Here is a 22010-nt window from a genome sequence, read left to right on the forward strand (position 1 = left end):
TAGACAAAATGACACCAAATGAGTTTTACTATGATCAGCTACCCCAACAAAACAAGGTGGCTTAACTAGAGCGGAATATCACTTATAAATACGCTTTTAGTTGTTCAAACAAGTGGAACCACCTCTGTATTTGTTCCTATAAGTACACTAATAAGACATAAAAAATTACTTTTTTTCATTGCACAATCCCTGCAAATTTTGAATATAAGTTTCCCTAAACAGCTAATTGAATAAGCTATTTTGAATGATTAAATTGGATTAAAAGTGGTGTGATAAAATTGCAGCATGGCGGGACTCCTGTCATACACCATGCTCAATTCACTAACAGAGTTGGACTCTCTTAGGTTAAGTGATTTTTAATTTTTGCTTTAACGGCTTCTGTAGAAATACCATAACGATCATGTAGTGTTGGTAATGCGCCTGCATCTAAAAATGCATCAGGTAAACCAATCATATCAAAACGTGGATGTTGCCCATTTCTTAATAGCAAGGTTCCAACTGCTTCACCTAAGCCCCCAACCACAGAATGATTCTCAGCAGTTAAAACTGGACGACCTCCTTTAGCCACTTCGTCTAAAATGGTCTGTTCATCTAATGGTTTAATCGTAGGTACATGTAATACAGAAACCTCTACCCCTTCTTTTTCTAGCTCTTCCGCTGCCTCAAGCGCACGCATGGTCAGTAATCCAGTAGAAATAATCAAGAGGTCTTTACCAGGCTTAATGACTTGGGCCTTACCCAATTTAAATTGATAGTTATATTTATCCAGTACCAATGGAACTTGACCACGCAACAAGCGCATATAAACAGGACCTTGATGAGCAGCAATCTGCGGAATAGCCTGTTCAATTTCCAAGGCATCACATGGATCAATGATCATTAGATTTGGCATTCCACGGAAAATGGCAATGTCTTCTGTTGCTTGGTGACTTGGTCCATATCCTGTAGTTAAACCAGGAAGGGCTGCTACAATTTTCACATTTAGATTATCTTCGGCAATCGCCATACAGATAAAATCGTAAGCTCGGCGTGAAGCAAAAACAGCATAAGTCGTGGCAAAAGGAACGAAACCTTCTCGAGCTAATCCAGCAGCAGCGCTCATCAAGAGTTGTTCGGCCATTCCCATTTGAAAGAACTTGTCTGGATTTTGATTCGCGAAAATATGTAAATCTGTATATTTGGATAGATCTGCTGATAATCCAACAATATCATCACGCTCTTTCGCTAGTGCATTTAAAGCATGTCCAAATGGTGCAGACTTGGTTGGTTGCCCTTCTGCAGCAATAGAAGCAATCATGGCAGACGTTTTTAATTTTTTCTTAGGAGAGTTCGCTAATTGGCTCATGGATCTAGACTCCTTATTTGCCGTAATGGGTTAATATATTTAAAGCTTCATCCCATTCACGTTCATCCACGCGAATAAAATGTGTTTTTTCACGGCTTTCTAAAAATGAAACACCTTTACCCATTTTGGTATCGCAAATAATGACCCTTGGGCATGTTCCTTCGTGACTTTTCGCTTGATCGAAAGCATCAAGTAAAGCTTCCATATTGTTGCCATCTACGCGTTGGGTATACCAACCAAAAGACTGCCAACGATCTACAATTGGTTCAAAAGCTAGAATTTCACTTGAATGCCCATCGGCTTGCTGATTATTCACATCAATAATTGCGATGAGATTATCTAATTTCCAATGTGAAGCTGACATGACAGCTTCCCATGTCGAGCCCTCATTCAGCTCACCGTCTGATAGGAAGTTATAAACAAAGGATTCTGATTTCTTTTGCTTTAATCCGAGGCAAGCACCTACCGCAATGCCTAAACCGTGACCCAATGAACCACCTGTGATTTCCATACCAGGGGTATAAGTTGCCATGCCTGACATAGGTAAACGACTGTCATCAGAACCATACGTTTCTAGTTCTTCAATTGGAATAACTTTTGCTTCGATCAAAGCAGCATATAAAGCAATTGCATAATGACCTATTGAAAGATAAAAGCGATCTCTTCCTTCCCACTCAGGATTGTCAGGCTGATATTTCATTGCATGAAAATAAGAAACTGCAAGTAGATCAGCTGCACCTAAGGCCTGTCCAACATAACCTTGGCCCTGTACTTGTCCCATACGTAACGCATGTTGACGAATGTTATATGCACGTTGCTGGAGTTCAGCAATACGAGCTTCTTTATTAATATTTGACATGATTAGCTTCTCTTATTAACGATTAACCAGTTTTGCTGGAATGCGTAGTACCAGGCTTGCGCCAACAACTAAGACTGCTGTGATTAAGAACATACCTATGGCATTCGAACCTGTATTAGTGGTAATCCAGCCGATGAGAAACGGAGAACAAAATCCAGCGAGATTGGCAAAACTATTGATTCCAGCAATACCTGCGGCAGCTGAAACACCACCTAAAAAGTTAGTTGGCAACATCCAAAACAAAGAAGATGCGGTGAGTACACCTGATGCCGCAATACATAAACAAATCAGTGATAGGGTTAGATTTGACACAAACAATGTTGCGAAGGTCAGTGCAATTGCACCAGCACACATAGGAATAATTAAATGCCAGCGACGCTCTCTAAAGTGATCTCCGCTACGGCCTGCTAACAGCATTACAACTATGGCACACATATAAGGTAGACTGGTCAACAAGCCAATATGCCAGTTATCACTAATACCCGAGTTACGAATTAATGTCGGCAACCAGAAAGTAATTGCATATTGTCCCATTACGACACAAAAATAGATTCCAGCTAGTAACCACAAGCGTTTATCACTAATGAAGTCTTTAATACTGCTATGCCCTTCTTTCTGTTGATTATCTTGAGCGATTTCTTGCTGAACTAAATTCTTTTCAGCACTTGTTAACCAATGTGCATCTTGAACAGAATCTTTTAGAACTGCGAGGACTAGCAAACCAACAACCACTGTAGGTATAGCTTCAAGTACAAACATCCATTGCCAACCATGCCATCCTTGCACATTGTTCATTTGATCCATGATTAAGCCAGATAGAGGACCACCGATCATTCCTGAAATTGGAATCGCAATAAACCAAAGCACAGTCATACGGGCCCGACGATAAGAGGGGAACCAATATGTAAGATAAAGTAATAAACCTGGCGCTAATCCAGCTTCAGCAACACCGAGTAAGAAGCGTAAGGTATAGAATTGCCACTCTGTTTCAACAAATGCAAAACAGCCTGACAAAATACCCCATGTGATCATGATCCGAGCAATCCAACGTCGAGCACCAACTTTATGCAGCACAATATTGCTCGGCACTTCACATAAGAAATATCCTATAAAGAAAATACCTGCACCGAGTCCATAAACAGCTTCACTAAACTGTAAATCACTCATCATTTGAAGTTTGGCAAAACCAACATTTACACGGTCTAGGTAAGCACAAAAATAACAAAGCATTAAAAATGGCATCAACCGAAATGCAATTTTTCGATATGCAGATTTACGAATAGCATCTGTATCAGATGAAAATACAGTATCCATCATGCGAGTCCCTTTACATTTGGCCACAATATCCTCTCGTGGCCATGTCTCTATTTTGAATTTTTTAATACTAATACTGAGTTTTAGTGAATCAGCATTCCGCCATTTACGTCTAAAGTTACACCTGTTAAATAGGCTGATAGATCACTGGCTAAAAATAACGCTGCATTGGCAACATCTTGTGCTTTACCTAAGCGACCAAGTGGAATTCCTGCAAGAATGTCATGACGACGATCATCATTCATTAAACCACCCGTAATGTCTGTTTGAATCAGACCTGGTGTAAGTGAGTTGACACGAATATTATCTGCACCAAACTCGCGAGCCATCGCTTTACCTAATCCTAAAACCCCAGCTTTGGCAGCACTGTAATGTGGACCTCCAAAAATACCACCACCTCGTTGTGCCGAAACGGATGATAAACACACAATACTTCCTCCACCGTTTTCTTTCATTGAGGGAATTACAGCCTGAGACATAATGAGCGTTCCACGCAGACTGACATCCAAAATACGATCATAATCATTACGCTTGATATCTAATGTTTTTACAGGTTGGGTAATGCCTGCGTTATTGACCAAAATATCAATTTTACCGTAGTGTTGAAGGGCTTGTTCCACCGCAGCGTGTGCTTGTTCTTCATTAGCAACATTTGCTGCTAGACCTAAATGACCTTCGCCCAATGCTTTAGCCGCATGCTGGCTTTGCGCAAGATCTAGATCAACAATAATGACTTTGGCGCCTTGCTGTGCAAAGACTTCTGCTGTTGCACGACCAATACCACGTTCAGATGCTGCACCTGTGATTAACGCTACTTTTCCTTGTAGTAACATGTCTATTCCTCTTTTCTTCAACATATTTATTCATCGCTAGATTCTCTTTTTTCACAGTGAGCAGCAATAAGGTTAAACTCAACTAGGCATGAATAATATTCATGCCTATGATATTTTTAGTTAATATTCGAAAGAAAAATGGAATTTTAAATGAATAATAGTGAAAAAAATTACAACCAAGTGCCTGCAATAAAAACCTTACAAGCGTTTGAACAAACTGCTCGATTAGGAAATGTGGCAAAAGCAGCAGAGGTTTTGAGCCTTACACCATCTGCTGTCAGTCATCAAATAGCAAAACTAGAAGAAATGATTGGTCAAAGTCTATTTATACGTGGTGCAAGAGGTGTTACATTAACTCCTTCTGGGGAGCGTTATTATCAAGAAGTTACTAATATCCTGCATAGCCTTGTATTAGCTACTGAACAAGCATCAAATAACAGTCCAAAAGATAGCTTATATATCCATTCTTCTCCAAGTTTTGGCCTATTGTGGCTAATGCCACGCCTTGAATCATTTAAAGAAAAATACCCTCTCATTCAGGTGAACTTGTCCTGTTCTTATGAAAATCTTCATTTTACGCGTGATAAAATTGATATTGATATTCGTCATGGCATTTCGAATTGGACAGGTGTCGAAATTAGAACGGTTCGGAGTGAAAAATTAGAAGTTCTTGCATCGCCAAAATTACTTGAACGTAGTCCAGTATTTAGGCCCAAAGATTTATTAAAAAAAGAGCTAATTTTATCAAAATCCACTCTGGTGACATGGCCTCAATGGTTTGCACACCAAGGCCTAAGTATTCCTGAATTTCCTTATACTTTTAGTTTTGATCGCTCTTACATGTCACTTGAAGCAGCCACACATGGCCTAGGATTTGTTTTAGAAAGCAACTTACTTACTCAGAATTATTTGGAATCAGGAAAGTTGGTTAAAGTATTTTCTGATGATTTCTCTATAGCTATATCTGCTCATCACTTAGTTTATCCTCGCACGCATGAAAACATTATGAAAGTGAACCATTTTTTAAACTGGATTAATGAAGAAATTAACAAAAGTAGTGAATGGTAAAACTTTTAAAGGTATTGAAGTCATGCGTGCACTACGTAAAGGACAACCATCATCATTCTACTATGGTCAGCCTCAGGGTGAAGTGTGTCTAATCAAAAGGGTTTCCGGTCTCTAAGCACTTTTTAAAGGGAACATCATCGACTCAAATCTCTATTTGCAACAGTGTCTCTCCGACAAACCCGGTACGGTTCACCTGGACAAATTCAAACAGAGAATCTCCAGATGATCCAAAATAGGATTGAGCATAATATTCATTTATTGAATTGAATATAAAAAATTTTCATGCGGATCAAGAATCATTATATTAAATTATATAATGTTGTTATTTCTCATGAAAATTAGCACCAAAATATAGGTGACTTTTATTGATTAAAATTTCCAATATGAAGTGACCAAAATACCCTTAAATGATCTAAATTTCTAAAAATTTCACCCCACTAAAAACTACACATAATAAATTAAATCATACACTTATAGTTAACATCATTTAATGGTATAAATCTCGGTGACCTTGCCAAGGTTGGGGTCGCGAGTTCGAGTCTCGTTTCCCGCTCCAGATTCAAAAAGCCCTGATCGAAAGATTGGGGCTTTTTTTATTAATTTTATTAAATATTTTTCTTTATAAGAGATCTTTATTCTCAAAAAAGTAAGTTTACAAAAGTGCTATATCAAAATTGGTGACCAAATGGTGCCTTCAATAAATCAAAAAGATAAGAACCCTTTTCTAAAACTGAACCGTACCGGGTTTGTCGGAGACTTTTTATTTAAGTTAGGACACCTGACCTAACGGGTTAATCTTATCATAGTATATTGCTTCAAACTCCTTGGTAAGATGGGTTAGCCGGATGCTTACCATTGCAGCTATTTACGAAGAACTGAAAAGTAGAATTGTCTTTAAAGCGATTGAATAAAAACTGAAATCACAAGCCTTTTTAGGCATAAGCAGCAATGTGACTCCAGTTTAAATTTGGCTTGATATGATTGTCTACTTCCTAGTGAGTTTTGCTGAACATTTAAGGAAAACTTAGCCACGCATATTAGGCTTAAAGATTACATCGCATTTACCAGTAATAGCCTTACCATTAACTTTAACTATGATAGATATTCCCTTTTGCCTTACCTATACATGCTTGTTGAATACTAGGGTATTATCAGATTGCGCTAGGCAGTTAAATACAGGGCTGCCAGGGAATTTTGCCAGAGAGTTGCCAACAGTTCAGATCTGGCTGCCAATTACGTAAGGAGATTAAGGTAAATTGAACCGCGTATTTTAACTGTATTTTCAGAGTGATTTCAGATCACTACGTAGCTAAGGCTTTTATAGATCGAAATGATAAATTCATAAATTGCTTTTCAAAAAAAAAGAAACTAATATGTTTCTTATATGACCTAAAAGCAATAAATGTATCTACAATGAATAAGTCTTTACTTCAGCAAATCAAAAAAAGACGAACCCAATTGGGCTTAAAGCAAGTTGATATGCAATCCCGTACAGGCATTTCAAGACAGCAATACCAAAAGCTGGAAAGTCAGGGTAACCCTCGATTAGAGACCTTAGAAATTATCGCGGCAGGATTAAATGCTCAACTGATGCTCATCCCTGATGATAAGGTTCATTTGATTAGACAATTATTGAATGATGAAATTGAAGTCACTATTGAAGATCAGGATGACTTAATGACTAACCCATGGAAGGGTCTTCTCGGAGGAGAGGAACCATGAATACTGTTGCCGTCCTGAAATTAACATTACATCACGCTGTCGTTGGATACTTGGCAGGATTTCAGAGCGGAAAAAATATTCTGGTTTTTACAGATTCTTTCCGCTTTGATCAGCAACGTCCGACCTTGAGCCTGCTGACTTCCCCCTTGTATCCTCAAGCGGATAAAATTTTAGAAAAGACCTATGTTACACATCAGCGTTTACATCCCTTGCTATCAAACTTGCTACCAGAAGGTGCATTACGCGAACTGATTGCACAAAGCCTCAAAGTACATATAGACAATGAATTTCAGTTATTGGCAGCTTTAGGTCATGATTTACCTGGAGCACTCATTGCGACTCCATTAGATCCAGAAGAAATTCCAGATGAAATAAAATTCAAATTGCAGATCTCTAATCCAGATCAGATCTTAAAGCAAGAGATCCGAACAGATAATAAGTTTTCCTTGGCCGGCGTCCAAATGAAGTTTTCCATGAAAGCCAAAGATGGGCGTTTTACACTAGTCCAGGCAACGGAATCGTCTCTACTCGGGGACTGGATTGTCAAAACTCCTTCTTCCAGACATGCTTTTGTTCCGCTAAATGAATATTCTATGATGAGCCTTGCAAAAATGGTCGGAATAGATGTCCCTGAGATTCGCTTGGTGGATATGGCACTCTTACAAGACCTTCCACCATTAAATTTACCCCAAGAGCAATATGCTTTTGCAATCAAAAGATTTGATAGACAGAATACTGCTGATACTACAGAGCTTATTCACATCGAAGACTTTGCTCAGATCTTCGGTGCATATCCACAGCAGAAATACAGCACCACAAATTATGAGCAGATAGGAAAGATCATTTATCAATTTTCAGATAACAAAATTATTGATATTCAGCAATTTGCCAGCCGCTTACTTGTCAATATTTTACTCGCCAATGGAGATGCGCACTTAAAAAACTGGAGTATGATTTATCATGATAAAAGTGCACCCAGATTATCTCCCGCATACGATATATTAATGACCAGTGTATATATTGAAAATGAGCGTCATTTCGCATTAAATCTTGCCAAAAATAAAGATTGGTATTTAGCTGAGATGAAACACTTTGAAGAATGGGCTGAAAAAGTCGGTGTTCCATGGCGTGTTATTGAAAAACAACTTCACGCGATCATGGACAAAGCACGGTCAGTATGGCCAGTGCTATTACTAGACTTACCTATGATTCCTGCTCATAAAGAAAAATTAAGAGAACATTGGAAAAAATTGCATCCAGACTTTCAGATACTTACAGATGATTAGGGTAACCTGAAACCAAACTAAAATTTCTCAAACAAGTTCATCACGTCATTTTCCGTCAGTTTCGCTTCTCCCTCATGATCGGTGCTTAAAATTGACTGTGCCAGTTCGGCTTTATTTTGCTGCAAGGCAATAATTTTCTCTTCTATGCTTTGGTTGGTAATCAGTTTATACACAAATACTGGCTTGTCCTGTCCAATCCGCCATGCACGATCTGAAGCTTGATCTTCAGCAGCAGGGTTCCACCATGGATCATAGTGAATGACCGTATCTGCGGCAGTTAGATTCAGACCGACCCCTCCTGCTTTCAGACTGATTAAAAATACCGGCACTTGTCCAGACTGAAATGCTGTAATGACCTCATCTCGCTTTTTGGTCTTTCCAGTCAGCTTCACATAGCCAATTTCTGCGTGATGGAGTTGTTGTTCAATCAGTTCCAACATTGAAGTAAACTGAGAGAAGATAAGAATTTTTCGCCCCTCTTCCACCATTGGAACAACCATATCCATCAACTGTTCAAGTTTGGCAGAATGCGCCTGCCCGGTTTTAACTGAATCCAGTTTCAGTAAGCTAGGATGGCAGCACACCTGACGTAGCTTCAGTAAGGCATCTAAAATTTGAATTTGACTACGTTTAAAGCCTTTTTCTGCCACAATTTTCTGAATGCTTGCCTGCATCGTGGCACGAACAGCCTCATATAGCTTGGATTGCTGCTCATTCATGTCAATATTGACTTCAATCGTGGTTTTTTCTGGCAACTCTTTGGCGACGTCAGTTTTCAAGCGACGTAAAATGAAGGGCTTAATCCGGTTGACCAACTTTTGTCTTAACTGCTCATCACCGCGCTTTTCAATCGGATGACGGTACTTTTTATTAAAAATTTCTTGTGAATATAAAAATCCTGGCATCAGGAAATAAAATAGTGCCCACAGCTCACCCAAATGATTTTCCATAGGTGTACCGGTTAGACATAGACGATGTCGCGCTGTTAATTGCCGTACTACCTGTGCAGCTTTGGCGCGCGGATTTTTGATATTCTGCGCCTCATCCAAAATGAGTTGATGATATTCATATTGCTTTAGTTGCTCTTCATCTCTCGCCAGAAGCGGATAGGTGGTTAACACAATATCATAGTGCGGAATCTGCTCAAAATACTGATGGCGATCGGGCCCCTGTAGCAGCAATACCTTGAGCTCAGGGGTAAATTTCTCCGCTTCTTTGAACCAGTTATGCATCAGCGATGTGGGTGCAACAATTAAGGCGGGTCTGTCCTGCAAATGACCAGCCTGCTTTTCCATGAGTAAGTGGGCTAAAGTTTGTGCTGTTTTACCCAAACCCATATCATCCGCCAGAATCCCACCATGCTGGGTTTCCCTTAAAAACTGTAACCAGCCTAAGCCCTGCTGCTGGTATGGACGCAACTCCCCCTGAAAACCTTGTGGTGTCGGCAGTTGTTGCTGATAGCCTTGTTTGAATTTCTGTACAAATTGCTGCAGGCGATCACTGACCTGCCATGTCATCCCAAGATTATGCTGCAATTCTAATAATTGACTCGCATCATAGCGATCAATACTGCGCTCTTCTTGCTGTAAAATGCTCTGCAGATGCAACAATACCGGCTTAATATCCCTAGCGGATAGAGCCAAATCAGGTTGATCAACTGCAGTTTTCACGGTGAAAATTTGACTGTCATGCAGATGAATAAAAGTCCGCGGATCAAGTAAATCAGGCTGTTCTTTCACCAAAGCCACAAGTGCATCAAGCAAATTATAAGAATTACCTGCACTGTCTTGAACCGTCGCCCCGATATTGAACCAGTCCTGCTGACCTTCAGATTCAGTGATAGAAATATTTAAATTTTCGACATATTGCAGGTTAAAGGGGCTGTTTTCCAGATGCTCTATCTGCCAGCCCATCAACTCAATTTGATTGATGGGCATGAGCTGTTTGATCCAGTCTCCATAGAAAGCAAAAACCATAGAATCAAGACGTTGTTTATCCAGTTTTAATTGCTGGTCATAACTAAGATCTTTCACCCACTTCAGTGATTCGACCAATAGCTGTAAACGCTGGATTGACTGTTGTTCCTGAACTAAGTCCCGAAGCTGTCGCACCATTTTGCCATGCTGTTCACCAATAAAACTGTCACCTGATGTACCTGCTTTAATTCGCCCACCTGCATAGGAGAATTCAATTTCAGCACAAACAGACTCTTCCCATTTCCAATCAAATTTATCTAAAACACCGAAGCGTAAAATTGGCTGGGGATTACCCTGTAAGACTTCAATCTCTTGAAGAAACCTAGGTTTCGGCAAGTTATGTATCGTTGTAGATTGATGAGTAAGCTGCTCAAACTCAGTCAAAACCGTCGCAGGCATCTCTGGCATCCGCCAAAGGTAGTACAGTAAATCCGATGTATATTCACTATAGAGTTGCCCTACCGTATTCTTGTGAATATCGATATAACAAAGTGGCTGACTTACAAGAATTTGAAGATGTGGATTCGATTTTAAATTGAGTCGAACATTTCCATTGACCAACTCAAAATCTAAGAGCTCAGTCTGTTTTTCAATGCTCTTTTGCCAAGAAAATTCAAGCTGATAGCTTTGTTCTGACCATGTAAGTGGAGCATCACTTTTTTGTTTCCAATAGACATCACCACTCTGAATGAAAGATTTAAAATGCTCTAAAACAATGCCTGATATATCAAGACTATTTCCATAAGAAAACTCATTCTGATTGAGCTTGGCATAATAATAAATTTGATTAAATAATTGTCGCTTCCCATCAGGCAAAGACAGACGTTTTTTTAGAATATTGCCATATTCAGTATAAGAACTGACACCTGTGATCGTCCCACTTTTATTACGTCTACCTTTGCGAACCTCAAGTTTTAACCCGAATAGACCTAAAGGCTGATCTAAATAATAAAGTAAATAATTACTCGTTGTCTTTTGCTGCTCTAACTGGGTATGTTGTAAATACTGCTTAAACTCACTTAACCAGCGTTGTGCTTGATTAATTGCAACCCGATCTTTTTGAGTGTGAGATGATGACTGAGAGTCAACATAGCTCTTCAGATATCCTTCTCGATATTCTTGATAAAATAATTTGGCTAAAGCAGCAGCATGTTTACAGTTATATCCAACCGGACAAGTGCAGTCGTCATCAATTAAACGGTCCTTTTTAAGATTATAGGTAATTGCAGTATCGTAATAATCTGTCCCTTCAATTTGGGCATACATCGTGACATCGTCATTTTCTTCAAAGAACTCAATCGTTTTCCTATCAATGTATTTAGCATAGCTCTGGCTGCGCTGAAGAGTTGCAGTACTAAAGCGAGATAGAAAATTGATCAATGAGGACATAATTACCAGAAACCAAAAATGTTTATACAATTATAACGGACAAAGCTGTCATTTCAGAATAGTAGGGCTTTGTTGCACAAAGATTTATAATTTGAAGCATCCCCCAACTCACTCAAATTTAAATTATAACTCGCTATCTGGTAGTGAACTTTGGTGTTTTTTCTATTGGCTGGGGCTTTGTTGCATAAATATGTAAGCATCTGATTTAAATAAATTTAATTTTGGATTAAAAAATAATCAAAACTTTTAAAATCATATAGTTATGAAATCTTTATGCAACAAAGCCTATTTGATATAAAACTGTTACACAAAATTGACAACATGTACAAAATTCTGTACATTTTAGATTGTAAAGTTCAATCACTATCATCTAGTCAGTAGCGTTTTAACACAGCTTACTTTATGAGGGAGAAATATATGCATGTATTTACATATACAGACGCACGTAACAACTTAAAATCTGTTTTAGATAAAGTTATTGATGATGCAGATGTCGCTTTCATTACAAGAAAAGAAGGCGGTCATGCTGTAGTAATGGGACAAGATCATTACGACAGTTTAATGGAAACGTTATATCTGCTTTCATCTCCAAATAATACCACTCGTTTAAACGAATCAATTGCTCAATTACGCGCAGGTAAAACCAAACAAAGAGAGTTGATTAAAGATGACGAGTCGTAATGTCGAATGGACTGAAAATGCCTGGGATGAATATATCTATTGGCAAACACAGGATAAAAAGATACTCAAACGTATCAATACCTTAATCAGAGAATGTCAAAGAACACCCTTTGAAGGAACTGGAAAACCAGAACCTTTAAAAGCAAATCTTTCAGGATTCTGGAGCCGTAGAATTGATGAGAAGCATAGATTAGTTTATGAAGTGACGGATGAACGAATTTCCATTATTCAATGTCGGTTCCATTACTAATAATATTCCCTATTCTTAGTATGGGAGAGTATTTTATGAGACTGAACCGTACCGGGTTTGTCGGAGAGTCAATATTCTGAGAGAATGTCCCGATGACAAAACCAAAATATACCCCTGAAATCCGAGATAGAGCGGTTCAATTATTGATTGAATCCGAAAAAGATTATCCTTCTACTTGGGCCGCAATCACAGCAATTGCGCCTAAGATTGGTTGTACTCCTGAAACACTTCGTGCCTGGCATCAAAAGCATTTAGATCAGCAAAATCCTATTAAAGTACAACAGATATCTGATCAAGAAAAAATGAAGCAAATGGAACGTGAAATTAAAGAATTAAAGCGTGCCAATGAAATTCTACGTAAAGCAGCCGCTTTTTTCGCCCAGGCGGAGCTCGACCGCCCACACAAATAATGGTGGATTTCATCCATAACAATAAAGATTTATATGGTGTTGATGTGATTTGTAGGATTTTACCGATCGCAGCTTCAACCTATTACCGGACTCTAGATCTCTGCGAAAATCCAGAACATCGAGCAAAGCGAGATTTACATGACTTGCATCATGCTGAGGAGATTAAACGAATTTGGAAGGAAAGTTCAGGTCGGTATGGTGTACGTAAAGTCTGGCAAAAACTGAAACGTGAAGGCTATATTATTGCACGCTGTAGTGTTGCTCGATTAATGAAAAAGCTAGGTATACAAGGTGTTTGGCGAGGTAAGAACAAACAAACCACCCGTAGCCGAGATGACCAAAAACGAGCACCTGACTTGGTGAAATGGAGTTTTAGAGCTGATCAGCCTAGCTGTTTAATGATCAAATCTTTATTCAGACTCTCTCTACGCATGGTCACAGGTTTTGTTCAAAGCCTGATTAAACTATGTGGATTAAGTTGGACAGCGCCAGATTACAGTACGCTTTGTCGAAGACAAAAACATATTGATATTGCGATTAGCTATCAAAAAAATAGTGATGGGTTACATCTACTTGTAGACTCAACTGGCTTGAAGTTTCTAGGTGAAGGTGAATGGAAACGTAGGAAACATGGACCTGAATATCATCGCCAATGGCGTAAGCTGCATATTGGTATCGATGCTGAAACCCTGCAAATACGTGCAGTACAGCTTACTACAAATAATGTGAGCGATTCGCAAGTACTCGGTGATTTACTTGCTCAAATTCCTTTAGATGAACGAATTGATTCGGTCTATACCGATGGTGCTTACGATACGAAGCACTGCAGACAAGTCATTTTAGATCGAGCTGCACATGCGATCATTCCACCAAGGAAAAATGCAAAGCCAAGGAAAGATCAGAAATTGAGATCTTTAGAGCGGAATGAATTACTAAAAACAGTGAAACGTTTGGGAAGAACGCTTTGGAAAAAGTGGTCTGGTTATCATCGTCGAAGTTTGGTTGAAACTAAGATGCATTGCATCAAATTATTAGGTGATAAATTAACGGCAAGGAGTTTTCCTCGTCAGGTAAATGAGATCCATGCACGCATAGCCGTATTGAATAAATTTACAGAATTAGGTCGTCCTCATACCCAAGTTGTCACTTGAGTTTTGTTCAAATGAGCAGAGTGCTGCCTTTTAAATCTTTGTGCAACAAAGCCGGTGAGATTTATAAAAATCCCACCCTAAAATGCAAATAGCCCTTTAAACCGAACCTATGGAGCTAAACATGAAATTCCGTATTGAAAACATGACCTGTGGTGGCTGCGCGCGCAGTGTCACGGCTACGATTAAAGATCTGGATGAAAATGCCACTGTGAATATTGATGGGGCCACTAAACTGGTCGAAGTTGAATCGACAGCCAGTGAGTCTGAGATTGTTGCAGCTTTAACCGAAGATGGTTTCCCGCCTGTGGCTGCCTGATGGTTGTCGAGTTAGATCGCGAAAGTGATCTTATGAAATCATATAGCCAGATGGCTTTGTTGCACAAAGATTTCATAACTATATGATTTTAGAAGTTTTGATTATTTTTTGATCCAAAATTAAATTTATTTAAATCAGATGCTTACATATTTATGCAACAAAGCCTAGCCAGATAAAAAATGCCTGATCGAATCAGGCATTTTTTATTTTAGTGATTATACTGATGAGATTTTATCCGGGGTCATCAGCGCCTGATTAATATATAGCTTAATCAGGCGTTCACGTGAACCAATCGCTTTTTGATAATTGGTCGAATTTAATAATAGTGAAGCACCATAAGTCACGGTCCAGATATAAGACAAATAATCCCGAATCGACATGGCACTTTCTAAAGCCACCAGATAATCATGGGTTATGTCTTTAATCCGGATAATCCGTTCTTCGCGAATCCGATAAAGCTCCTGAAATAAATCTTTCAGATTTTTTTCGTTATTGGTTAAACGCTCTTCAATCACATGCAACAGGATGGTGCGATTGGAATTGAGCATGTGATAGAGCATATATTGCGAAACATAATTTTTAATATCGTTATTATATTTTTTTGATATTTCCAGAATTCTTTTTTCATTCAGAATGATGAGTTCTAAATATAACTGGTTCTTGCTTTTAAAATGCTTGTAGATGGTTCCTTTGGCGATGTCCAGTTCTTCAGCAAGTTCACTCAAGGTGATGTCCTGATTATTATCAAGCAGTAGACTTTCTGCCATGCTCAGGATCTTCTCTTTACGAAGAAGAAAGTTCTGCTGTCTTACAGTCGTCATTTTCTTGACTCATCATTTTAGAAAAGGAACCTACTAAGAATATGCTATTTTCACAGGTATAGCTATAAAACTAAGGTCGTGATATTTATCTAAATTTGTATATTTATTCAACATTTCTTGTAGAAAAAAGTCATATACAGCTGCGCTAAAAATATTGTCAAGAAAACTGAACCCTAGAGATCAACTTTGCTAAATAAAATTCCATTTTCAGCATAATTATTTTATTGTTTCAGCACATCAAGTGAAATCATTATTCGGTTTAAGACCGTCCTGGCAAAGGATTATAACGGTGAATAAAGAATCATTTTAAGCCTGCTTGGTTCAGTAAATAACGGTGACATGAAGCTTTGGTTTTTAAATTTTATGTCGCTTATTTAGTTGAATGAGATTTACTGCTGGATTAATTCGAGATGATGACTTTCGATTGATATGCATTGATTGAAGTAAAATCATAAAAAAGATTTTCATTAATCAATGATTATAAAACGCTCAGCAACAGAATTGAGTATCACCAGTTAAGGAATGTAAGAATGCCTATTTATAATGCGCCGCTAAAAGACATGGAATTTATTTTAAATGATGTGTTTCAAGCTGAACAATTTTGGCAAGGTAATGAAAATCTTGCACATTTAGATATGGCAACTGCAAATGCAATTCTGGAAGAGATGGCCAAATTTTCCAAGAATGTCATTCTTGACCTGAATCGTCCTGCGGATGAAGAAGGTGGTGCTCAGTTTAAAGATGGTGAAGTGACCACACCTACAGGCTTTAAAGATGCCTTTAAGCAGTTTGCTGAAGGTGGCTGGGTAGGTTTAGGTGCCAGTGAAGAATGGGGCGGGCAGAATATGCCAAAAATGCTGACCGTGCTGGCCGATGAAATGATCTGGAGTACCAATCCATCATTTATGCTTTACCCGCTGTTAACCGTGGGTGCAGGCATGGCGATTAATGATCGTGCTTCACAAGAACAGAAAGAAACCTATTTACCAAAATTCTATACGGGCGAATGGTCGGGCACCATGTGTCTGACTGAGCCACATTCGGGTACTGATCTTGGCATAATCAAAACCAAGGCTGAACCCAATGAAGATGGCAGCTATAACATCAGTGGCACCAAAATCTTTATTACCAGCGGTGAACATGACCTGAGTGAAAATATCATTCATCTGGTGCTGGCGAAAACACCAAATGCACCCGCCGGTTCACGTGGGATTTCCCTGTTTATTGTACCGAAATTTCTAGTGAATGCAGATGGTTCACTCGGTGAACGTAATGCAGTATCTGCGGGTTCAATCGAACATAAGATGGGAATTAAAGGCTCGGCGACCTGCGTCATGAACTTTGATGGTGCCAAAGCTTATATGGTCGGTAACGAAAATGAAGGACTGGCCGGCATGTTCGTGATGATGAACTACGAACGCCTGTCGATGGGAATTCAGGGCATTGGCGCGGCAGAATTTGCTTATCAGAATGCGGCACAATATGCGACAGACCGTTTACAGGGACGCGCCTCGACCGGTGCGAAATCACCGGAAAAACCAGCCGATTCGATTCTGGTACATGGTGATGTGCGCCGGATGTTGCTGAATGTGCGCGCCAACAATGAAGCATCTCGTGCCTTTGCTGTCTATGTCGGTCAGCAGCTGGATATCACCAAATATTCGACCGATGCTGAAGCTGTGCGTAAAGCGACCGACCGTGTGGCTCTGTTAACCCCAATTGCCAAAGCATATCTGACTGATAAAGCATTGGATTCTGCACTGGAAGCGCAAATGTGCTTCGGTGGTCATGGTTATATCCGTGAATGGGGTATGGAACAATGTATTCGCGATCTGCGCATTTCACAGATTTATGAAGGCACCAATGGTGTACAGGCAATTGACCTGATTGGCCGTAAAACCACCAAATGTAAAGGTGCTTATATTGCAGAGTATATCGCTGAAATCCGCGAGTTCGCCCAAGGTCTGGATGATTCATTGACGGTTAAAGCGGCGACATTAGAGACCTGTCAGCAACTGGAAGACATCACCGGCTTTATCCTCGAGCAGTCTCAACTGAATCCGGACTTTGCCAACTCGATTGCGGTCGATTATCTGCATGCGGTGGGTTTGCTCAGCTTTGTGTATATGTATGCGCGTATCAGCAAAGCTGCATCAACGAAAGACGATAGCTATTTCCAGAACAAATTGGTACTGGCGAACTATTATGTCGCCAAAATTCTCCCGGATTTGAGTGCCCGAATTCAACGTATTCAGGCAGGTGCAGAACTGGTCATGCAATTACCTGAAGACTATTTCACTGCACAGGCTTAAACCGGCAAATATTGCGAAGGACAAACACTGCAGAGCTGCTACTGTGCGGTGTTAAATAACAATGATGAAAAAGGATGAGATTAGAATGATTGTAATTGTAGAAGCTGTACGTACCGCAATGGGCGGTTTTCAAGGCTCACTTTCAAGCTGTACGGCGCCTGATTTGGGTGCTGTGGCGATCAAGGAAGCTGTAGCTCGTGCAGGTTTAACTGCAAACGATATTGATGAAGTAATTATGGGCTGTGTACTGCCGGCGGGTTTAAAACAGGGCCCGGCACGTCAGGCCATGCGTCAAGCCGGCTTACCGGATTCAACAGGCGCCACCACGATCAATAAAATCTGTGGCTCAGGCATGAAAGCGGTGATGCAGGCAGCAGATGCAATCAAAGCGGGTTCGGCTGAAATTGTGGTCGCAGGTGGCATGGAATCTATGTCTAATGCGCCATATTTGATGGACAAGGCACGTGCCGGTTTCCGTATGGGACATGGCAAAGTCACGGATCACATGTTCCAGGAAGGTCTGGAAGATGCAGAAACAGGTCTGTCGATGGGAATTCTGGCACAGGAAATGGCAGATAAAAAAGGCTATACACGCGAACAGCAGGACGATTATGCCATTGGCTCATTAAACAAAGCGGTGACGGCTGTTCAGCAAGGCTTCTTTAAAGATGAAATCGTAGCAGTCACTGTCAGTAACCGTAAAGGCGATGTGGTGGTTGAGCAGGATGAACAGCCTTTAAATGCCAAAGCGGACAAAATTCCAAGCTTGCGTCCAGCCTTCAAAAAAGACGGAACCATTACCGCAGCAAATGCCAGTTCAATTTCAGACGGTGCTTCAGCACTGGTGGTCACCTCTAGTGAAATTGCTGCACAGCGTAACTTAAAACCGCTGGCTAATATTTTGGCCTATGCCAGCCATTCGCAGCATCCTTCGGAATTCACCATTGCACCTGTCGGTGCGATTGAAAAAGTCCTGAAAAAAACCGGTTGGGATGCCGCTGATGTGGACCTCTGGGAAATTAATGAGGCTTTTGCCATGGTGACGATGCTAGCCATTGATGGCTTTAAACTGGATACTGCAAAAGTCAACATCAACGGTGGCGCATGTGCGCTCGGTCATCCACTGGGGTCTTCTGGTTCCCGTATTATTGTGACCTTGATTCATGCCTTAAAACGTACTGGTGGCAAGAAAGGTATTGCCGCACTGTGTATCGGTGGCGGTGAAGCAACTGCGATTGCAGTGGAACTGGTTTAAGTCCAGCCAAAATTCAATGCTCGAATTAGCAAAATTAATTATTGATTGATTTAGACGCTAATGCTCTTGGTTCATCAGGAGCAGATGCCTCTTTATTTTATATTTTTGAGATTTTTTATGAAGGGTTTAGAGCGCATTCGTTTGCTCCGATTACAAGATAAAGTCGTATCTGTCGAAAAAGCACTACAACTGATTCAAGATGGCGATGTAGTTGGTTTAAGTGGTTTTGGGGGGGCAGGTGAAGCGAAAACTGTGCCTTTGGCCTTGGCTGAATATGCACAGAAGTATCCAATTCATATTACCTTGGCGACAGGTGCAAGTCTGGGGAACCGGATTGATGGAAAACTCAATGAAGCACATGTCATAACCCGCCGTTATCCTTATCAGGCAGATCCTTCTTTACGTAAAGCGATTAATGCCGGTGAAGTGATGTATGTCGATCAGCATCTCTCTGAACTGGCCGATAATATCCGTCATAAAAACTTGCCAGCGATTAATGTGGCTGTAATTGCTGCAACTGCGATTACTGAAGACGGTCAGATTATTCCGACAGGCTCTTGCGGAAATTCTGCAAATTTCATCGAAATGGCAGATCGGGTCATTATTGAAATTGATATGACGATTAATCCCGCGCTAGAAGGTGTTCACGATATCTATGTACCTCAAGCGCGCCCAAACCGCGAGCCAATTCCTCTGACTCAAGCCAGTGACAAAATTGGAACAATCGGGATTCATGTTGCACCTGAAAAAATTTCTGCGATTGTCATCAATGAGATTCCAGACACTTCCTTTGGCATGGACGAACCGGATCAAGAAACGCTGGCGATTGCCAGTCACCTGATTCATTTCTTTGAACAGGAAGTGGCAGCAGGGCGTTTACCTGAAAATCTGGGGCCGCTGCAATCCGGTGTGGGCTCCGTGGCCAATGCGGTCTTTGCCGGCTTCGAACATTCCAATTTCAATAATCTGGAAATGTATTCTGAAGTCTTGCAGGATTGCACTTTCCAGCTTATCGATTCAGGCAAGATGGCCTTTGCTTCAGGTTGCTCCATGACCCTGACCGATGACTGTGCCGCACGAGTGATGAACAATTTTGATCGATACAAAGATAAAATTGTCTTGCGTCCACAGGAACTTTCCAATAATCCTGAACTGATTCGCCGTCTCGGGATTATTGCGATTAATACAGCACTTGAGTTTGATATTTACGGAAATGTGAATTCAACCCATGTTACTGGAACCAAGATGATGAACGGCATTGGAGGCTCGGGAGATTTTACCCGTCATGCGCATATTGCCATCTTTGTGACCAAATCCTATGCCAAAGGTGGTGCGATTTCTTCAGTCGTTCCCCTAGTCAGCCATACCGACCATACCGATCATGACGTTGATATTCTGGTGACTGAGCAAGGTTTGGCAGATCTGCGTGGTTTGGCACCGCGTGAACGTGCCCGCAAGATTATCGATATCTGTGCTCATCCAGATTACCGTGATAGTTTAAATTATTATTTTGAACGTGCCTGCGCGCGTGGTGGTCAGACACCACATTTATTGAATGAAGCTTTGTCTTGGCATGCCCAATTTGAAGAAACCGGTTCAATGAAAACCGCTTAATACGTTTAATCGCGTTGATCATTAAATAAAGCCCGTTGTATACGGTAATGCCAGTCAGTTAAGAGATTGACTGGCTTTTTCTTGGGTATTTTTGAGGTTTTCCTTTTACAACCCTTGGATAACTCCTCAATACCGCCTTTATTATTGATGTGTTCTCACGAGCAATTGTTGGATGGAAAGTATCTACACGGATGAATACAGATATGGTGCTTGATGCATTAGAACAAGCATTGCACGATCGAGGCATGCCAAAGAATGTGATTCATCATTCCGATAGAGGTGTTCAATATCTTTCCATTCGCTATACCAATCGTTTAGAAGCTGCAAATTTACGAGCATCAGTCGGTACAACTGGTGATTCATACGATAATGCTCTGGCTGAAACGGTGAATGGCTTATACAAAACAGAGGTGATTGAATATTTAAAAGCAGATTGGCAAGGTTTAGCAGATGTACAACTTGCGACACTAAACTGGGTAGATTGGTTCAATAAAAAGCGTGTACACAGTGCACTGGGTTATGTATCGCCTTTTGAGTTTGAAGCAATATACTATGATAAGATTAACCCGTTAGGTCAGGTGGCCTAGCTTAAATAAAAAAGTCTCCGACAAACCCGGTACGGTTCAGTTTTTGCATAGACCCAAGTGTTAAATCATCATTGCGATTCTTGCGTACCACACCATGGGCACGTGAAAAAGTAGAAAGCTTATATTTGTACGTCTTACGCCAAAAGGCAAAACAGAAACCGTAGCCCCAGGCAACACCCCTCTCATTATAAAATTATACCAGTCAGTAAAACACCTTTAGATTAAGCATGTGTATGTTGGTTATTATTGTTGATTATCACAATAAATTAGTGACCAAAAATCAAAGTACCCCACCCTACCTTAACTTACACCACACAAAATAAAAACTCTATATAACTGTTATATATAGAGTTTATTAAAATACAAATTATGTTATTTAGTGTATTTTATGTCGGTGACTCTTGCCAAGGTTGGGGTCGCGAGTTCGAGTCTCGTTTCCCGCTCCAAATTCAAAAAGCCCTGATCGAAAGATTGGGGCTTTTTTATTGCCTATTCTAAAATTTTTGAACCTCACCCCAAGCCTGTTCGCCATTCCTGTTTTATCTGGCTGATTTAAATCGTAGTCTAAATGTATAAAAGCGTTTTTAAAAAAATTCCTGGTTTTTGCGGCTTGCTGTTTATATTTTTTTTACAGATCAATTGCTTAAATATTCTGCACAATTCAAGCTTTTTCCAGACACCGGCCCTTTTCAAGCCAGCAGCCACTGTGTATAACAATGAAGCAGACCGGGAAACGGATAAGCATAGGCAAAACCTACGAAAAAGCGTTAGACTATGCCACAATTAATGTCATGAAAATGTCCGTTGAGACAAAAAGAAGG

Annotated in this window: 15 protein-coding genes, 5 pseudogenes and 1 other annotated feature; of the genes and pseudogenes, 14 read left to right on the top strand and 6 right to left on the bottom strand. The window is 40.2% G+C overall.

The window, feature by feature from the left end:
- Positions 1–340: 340 nt before the first annotated feature.
- The 4 genes from FTU50_RS05755 to FTU50_RS05770 all read right to left on the bottom strand — a co-directional run bounded on the left by FTU50_RS05755 (position 341) and on the right by FTU50_RS05770 (position 4351).
- Complete coding sequence (locus FTU50_RS05755; protein WP_100535580.1) at positions 341–1345, bottom strand: transketolase family protein; 1005 nt, start codon at positions 1343–1345, stop codon at positions 341–343.
- Between the two features lie 13 nt (positions 1346–1358).
- Positions 1359–2204, bottom strand: a complete 846-nt coding sequence (locus FTU50_RS05760) for a transketolase (RefSeq protein ID WP_104484451.1) — start codon at positions 2202–2204, stop codon at positions 1359–1361.
- Between the two features lie 15 nt (positions 2205–2219).
- Entirely contained in the window at positions 2220–3518 is a 1299-nt protein-coding gene (locus FTU50_RS05765) for an MFS transporter (protein ID WP_180046511.1), read from the bottom strand.
- 83 nt (positions 3519–3601) lie between these two features.
- On the bottom strand, positions 3602–4351 hold the full coding sequence (locus FTU50_RS05770) for an SDR family NAD(P)-dependent oxidoreductase (protein WP_104484449.1): 750 nt from the start codon (positions 4349–4351) through the stop codon (positions 3602–3604).
- Positions 4352–4531: 180 nt separating this feature from the next.
- Between FTU50_RS05770 and FTU50_RS05775 the strand changes: the two genes are divergently transcribed.
- From FTU50_RS05775 to FTU50_RS05790, 4 genes and pseudogenes are all read left to right on the top strand, one after another.
- Positions 4532–5419 carry a LysR substrate-binding domain-containing protein gene (locus FTU50_RS05775; protein ID WP_104470991.1) on the top strand — a complete coding sequence of 296 codons (888 nt, stop codon included), beginning with the start codon at positions 4532–4534 and terminating at the stop codon, positions 5417–5419.
- Between the two features lies 1 nt (position 5420).
- Positions 5421–5534 (top strand): annotated as a pseudogene (locus FTU50_RS05780) (IS6 family transposase); the annotation flags it as partial.
- Positions 5535–6832: 1298 nt separating this feature from the next.
- On the top strand, positions 6833–7141 hold the full coding sequence (locus tag FTU50_RS05785; protein WP_075167680.1) for a helix-turn-helix transcriptional regulator: 309 nt from the start codon (positions 6833–6835) through the stop codon (positions 7139–7141).
- Positions 7138–8427 carry a type II toxin-antitoxin system HipA family toxin gene (locus tag FTU50_RS05790; protein WP_180062730.1) on the top strand — a complete coding sequence of 430 codons (1290 nt, stop codon included), beginning with the start codon at positions 7138–7140 and terminating at the stop codon, positions 8425–8427. Before FTU50_RS05785 ends, FTU50_RS05790 begins: the two co-directional genes overlap by 4 nt.
- 17 nt (positions 8428–8444) lie before the next feature.
- Here FTU50_RS05790 and FTU50_RS05795 read toward each other — a convergent pair whose 3' ends face one another.
- Positions 8445–11792: a DEAD/DEAH box helicase gene (locus FTU50_RS05795; protein WP_180046507.1), complete on the bottom strand. Its 3348-nt coding sequence runs from the start codon at positions 11790–11792 to the stop codon at positions 8445–8447.
- Between the two features lie 417 nt (positions 11793–12209).
- Between FTU50_RS05795 and FTU50_RS05800 the strand changes: the two genes are divergently transcribed.
- The 5 genes and pseudogenes from FTU50_RS05800 to FTU50_RS05820 all read left to right on the top strand — a co-directional run bounded on the left by FTU50_RS05800 (position 12210) and on the right by FTU50_RS05820 (position 14600).
- Positions 12210–12473, top strand: a complete 264-nt coding sequence (locus FTU50_RS05800) for a type II toxin-antitoxin system Phd/YefM family antitoxin (protein ID WP_000557943.1) — start codon at positions 12210–12212, stop codon at positions 12471–12473.
- Positions 12460–12723 (top strand): Txe/YoeB family addiction module toxin, encoded by a 264-nt coding sequence (locus tag FTU50_RS05805; RefSeq protein WP_000203952.1) that lies wholly within the window; start codon positions 12460–12462, stop codon positions 12721–12723. The genes FTU50_RS05800 and FTU50_RS05805 overlap by 14 nt, the downstream gene beginning before the upstream one ends.
- Positions 12724–12815: 92 nt before the next feature.
- Positions 12816–13537, top strand: a pseudogene (locus FTU50_RS05810) (IS3 family transposase); the annotation flags it as partial.
- Positions 13091–13207: a sequence feature (AL1L pseudoknot), on the top strand. It overlaps the preceding pseudogene by 117 nt.
- Positions 13526–14284, top strand: a pseudogene (locus FTU50_RS05815) (IS5 family transposase); the annotation flags it as partial. The pseudogenes FTU50_RS05810 and FTU50_RS05815, both read left to right, overlap by 12 nt.
- Before the next feature lie 121 nt (positions 14285–14405).
- Entirely contained in the window at positions 14406–14600 is a 195-nt protein-coding gene (locus FTU50_RS05820; RefSeq protein WP_180046503.1) for a heavy-metal-associated domain-containing protein, read from the top strand.
- Between the two features lie 215 nt (positions 14601–14815).
- On the opposite strand, the gene FTU50_RS05825 is transcribed toward FTU50_RS05820, so the two are convergent.
- Positions 14816–15421 carry a TetR/AcrR family transcriptional regulator gene (locus FTU50_RS05825; protein ID WP_180054700.1) on the bottom strand — a complete coding sequence of 202 codons (606 nt, stop codon included), beginning with the start codon at positions 15419–15421 and terminating at the stop codon, positions 14816–14818.
- Between the two features lie 530 nt (positions 15422–15951).
- Between FTU50_RS05825 and FTU50_RS05830 the strand changes: the two genes are divergently transcribed.
- From FTU50_RS05830 to FTU50_RS05850, 5 genes and pseudogenes are all read left to right on the top strand, one after another.
- Entirely contained in the window at positions 15952–17733 is a 1782-nt protein-coding gene (locus FTU50_RS05830) for an acyl-CoA dehydrogenase C-terminal domain-containing protein (RefSeq protein WP_180046500.1), read from the top strand.
- Positions 17734–17812: 79 nt separating this feature from the next.
- Complete coding sequence (locus tag FTU50_RS05835) at positions 17813–18988, top strand: thiolase family protein (protein WP_171062587.1); 1176 nt, start codon at positions 17813–17815, stop codon at positions 18986–18988.
- Positions 18989–19105: 117 nt separating this feature from the next.
- Positions 19106–20602 carry a succinate CoA transferase gene (locus FTU50_RS05840; RefSeq protein WP_180046498.1) on the top strand — a complete coding sequence of 499 codons (1497 nt, stop codon included), beginning with the start codon at positions 19106–19108 and terminating at the stop codon, positions 20600–20602.
- A 131-nt stretch (positions 20603–20733) separates the two neighbouring features.
- A pseudogene (locus tag FTU50_RS05845) lies at positions 20734–21189 on the top strand (IS3 family transposase); the annotation flags it as partial.
- A gap of 41 nt (positions 21190–21230) precedes the next feature.
- A pseudogene (locus FTU50_RS05850) lies at positions 21231–21353 on the top strand (VF530 family DNA-binding protein); the annotation flags it as partial.
- Positions 21354–22010: the final 657 nt, after the last annotated feature.

Source organism: Acinetobacter sp. YH12112 (assembly GCF_013418945.1).
Lineage (GTDB): Bacteria > Pseudomonadota > Gammaproteobacteria > Pseudomonadales > Moraxellaceae > Acinetobacter > Acinetobacter indicus.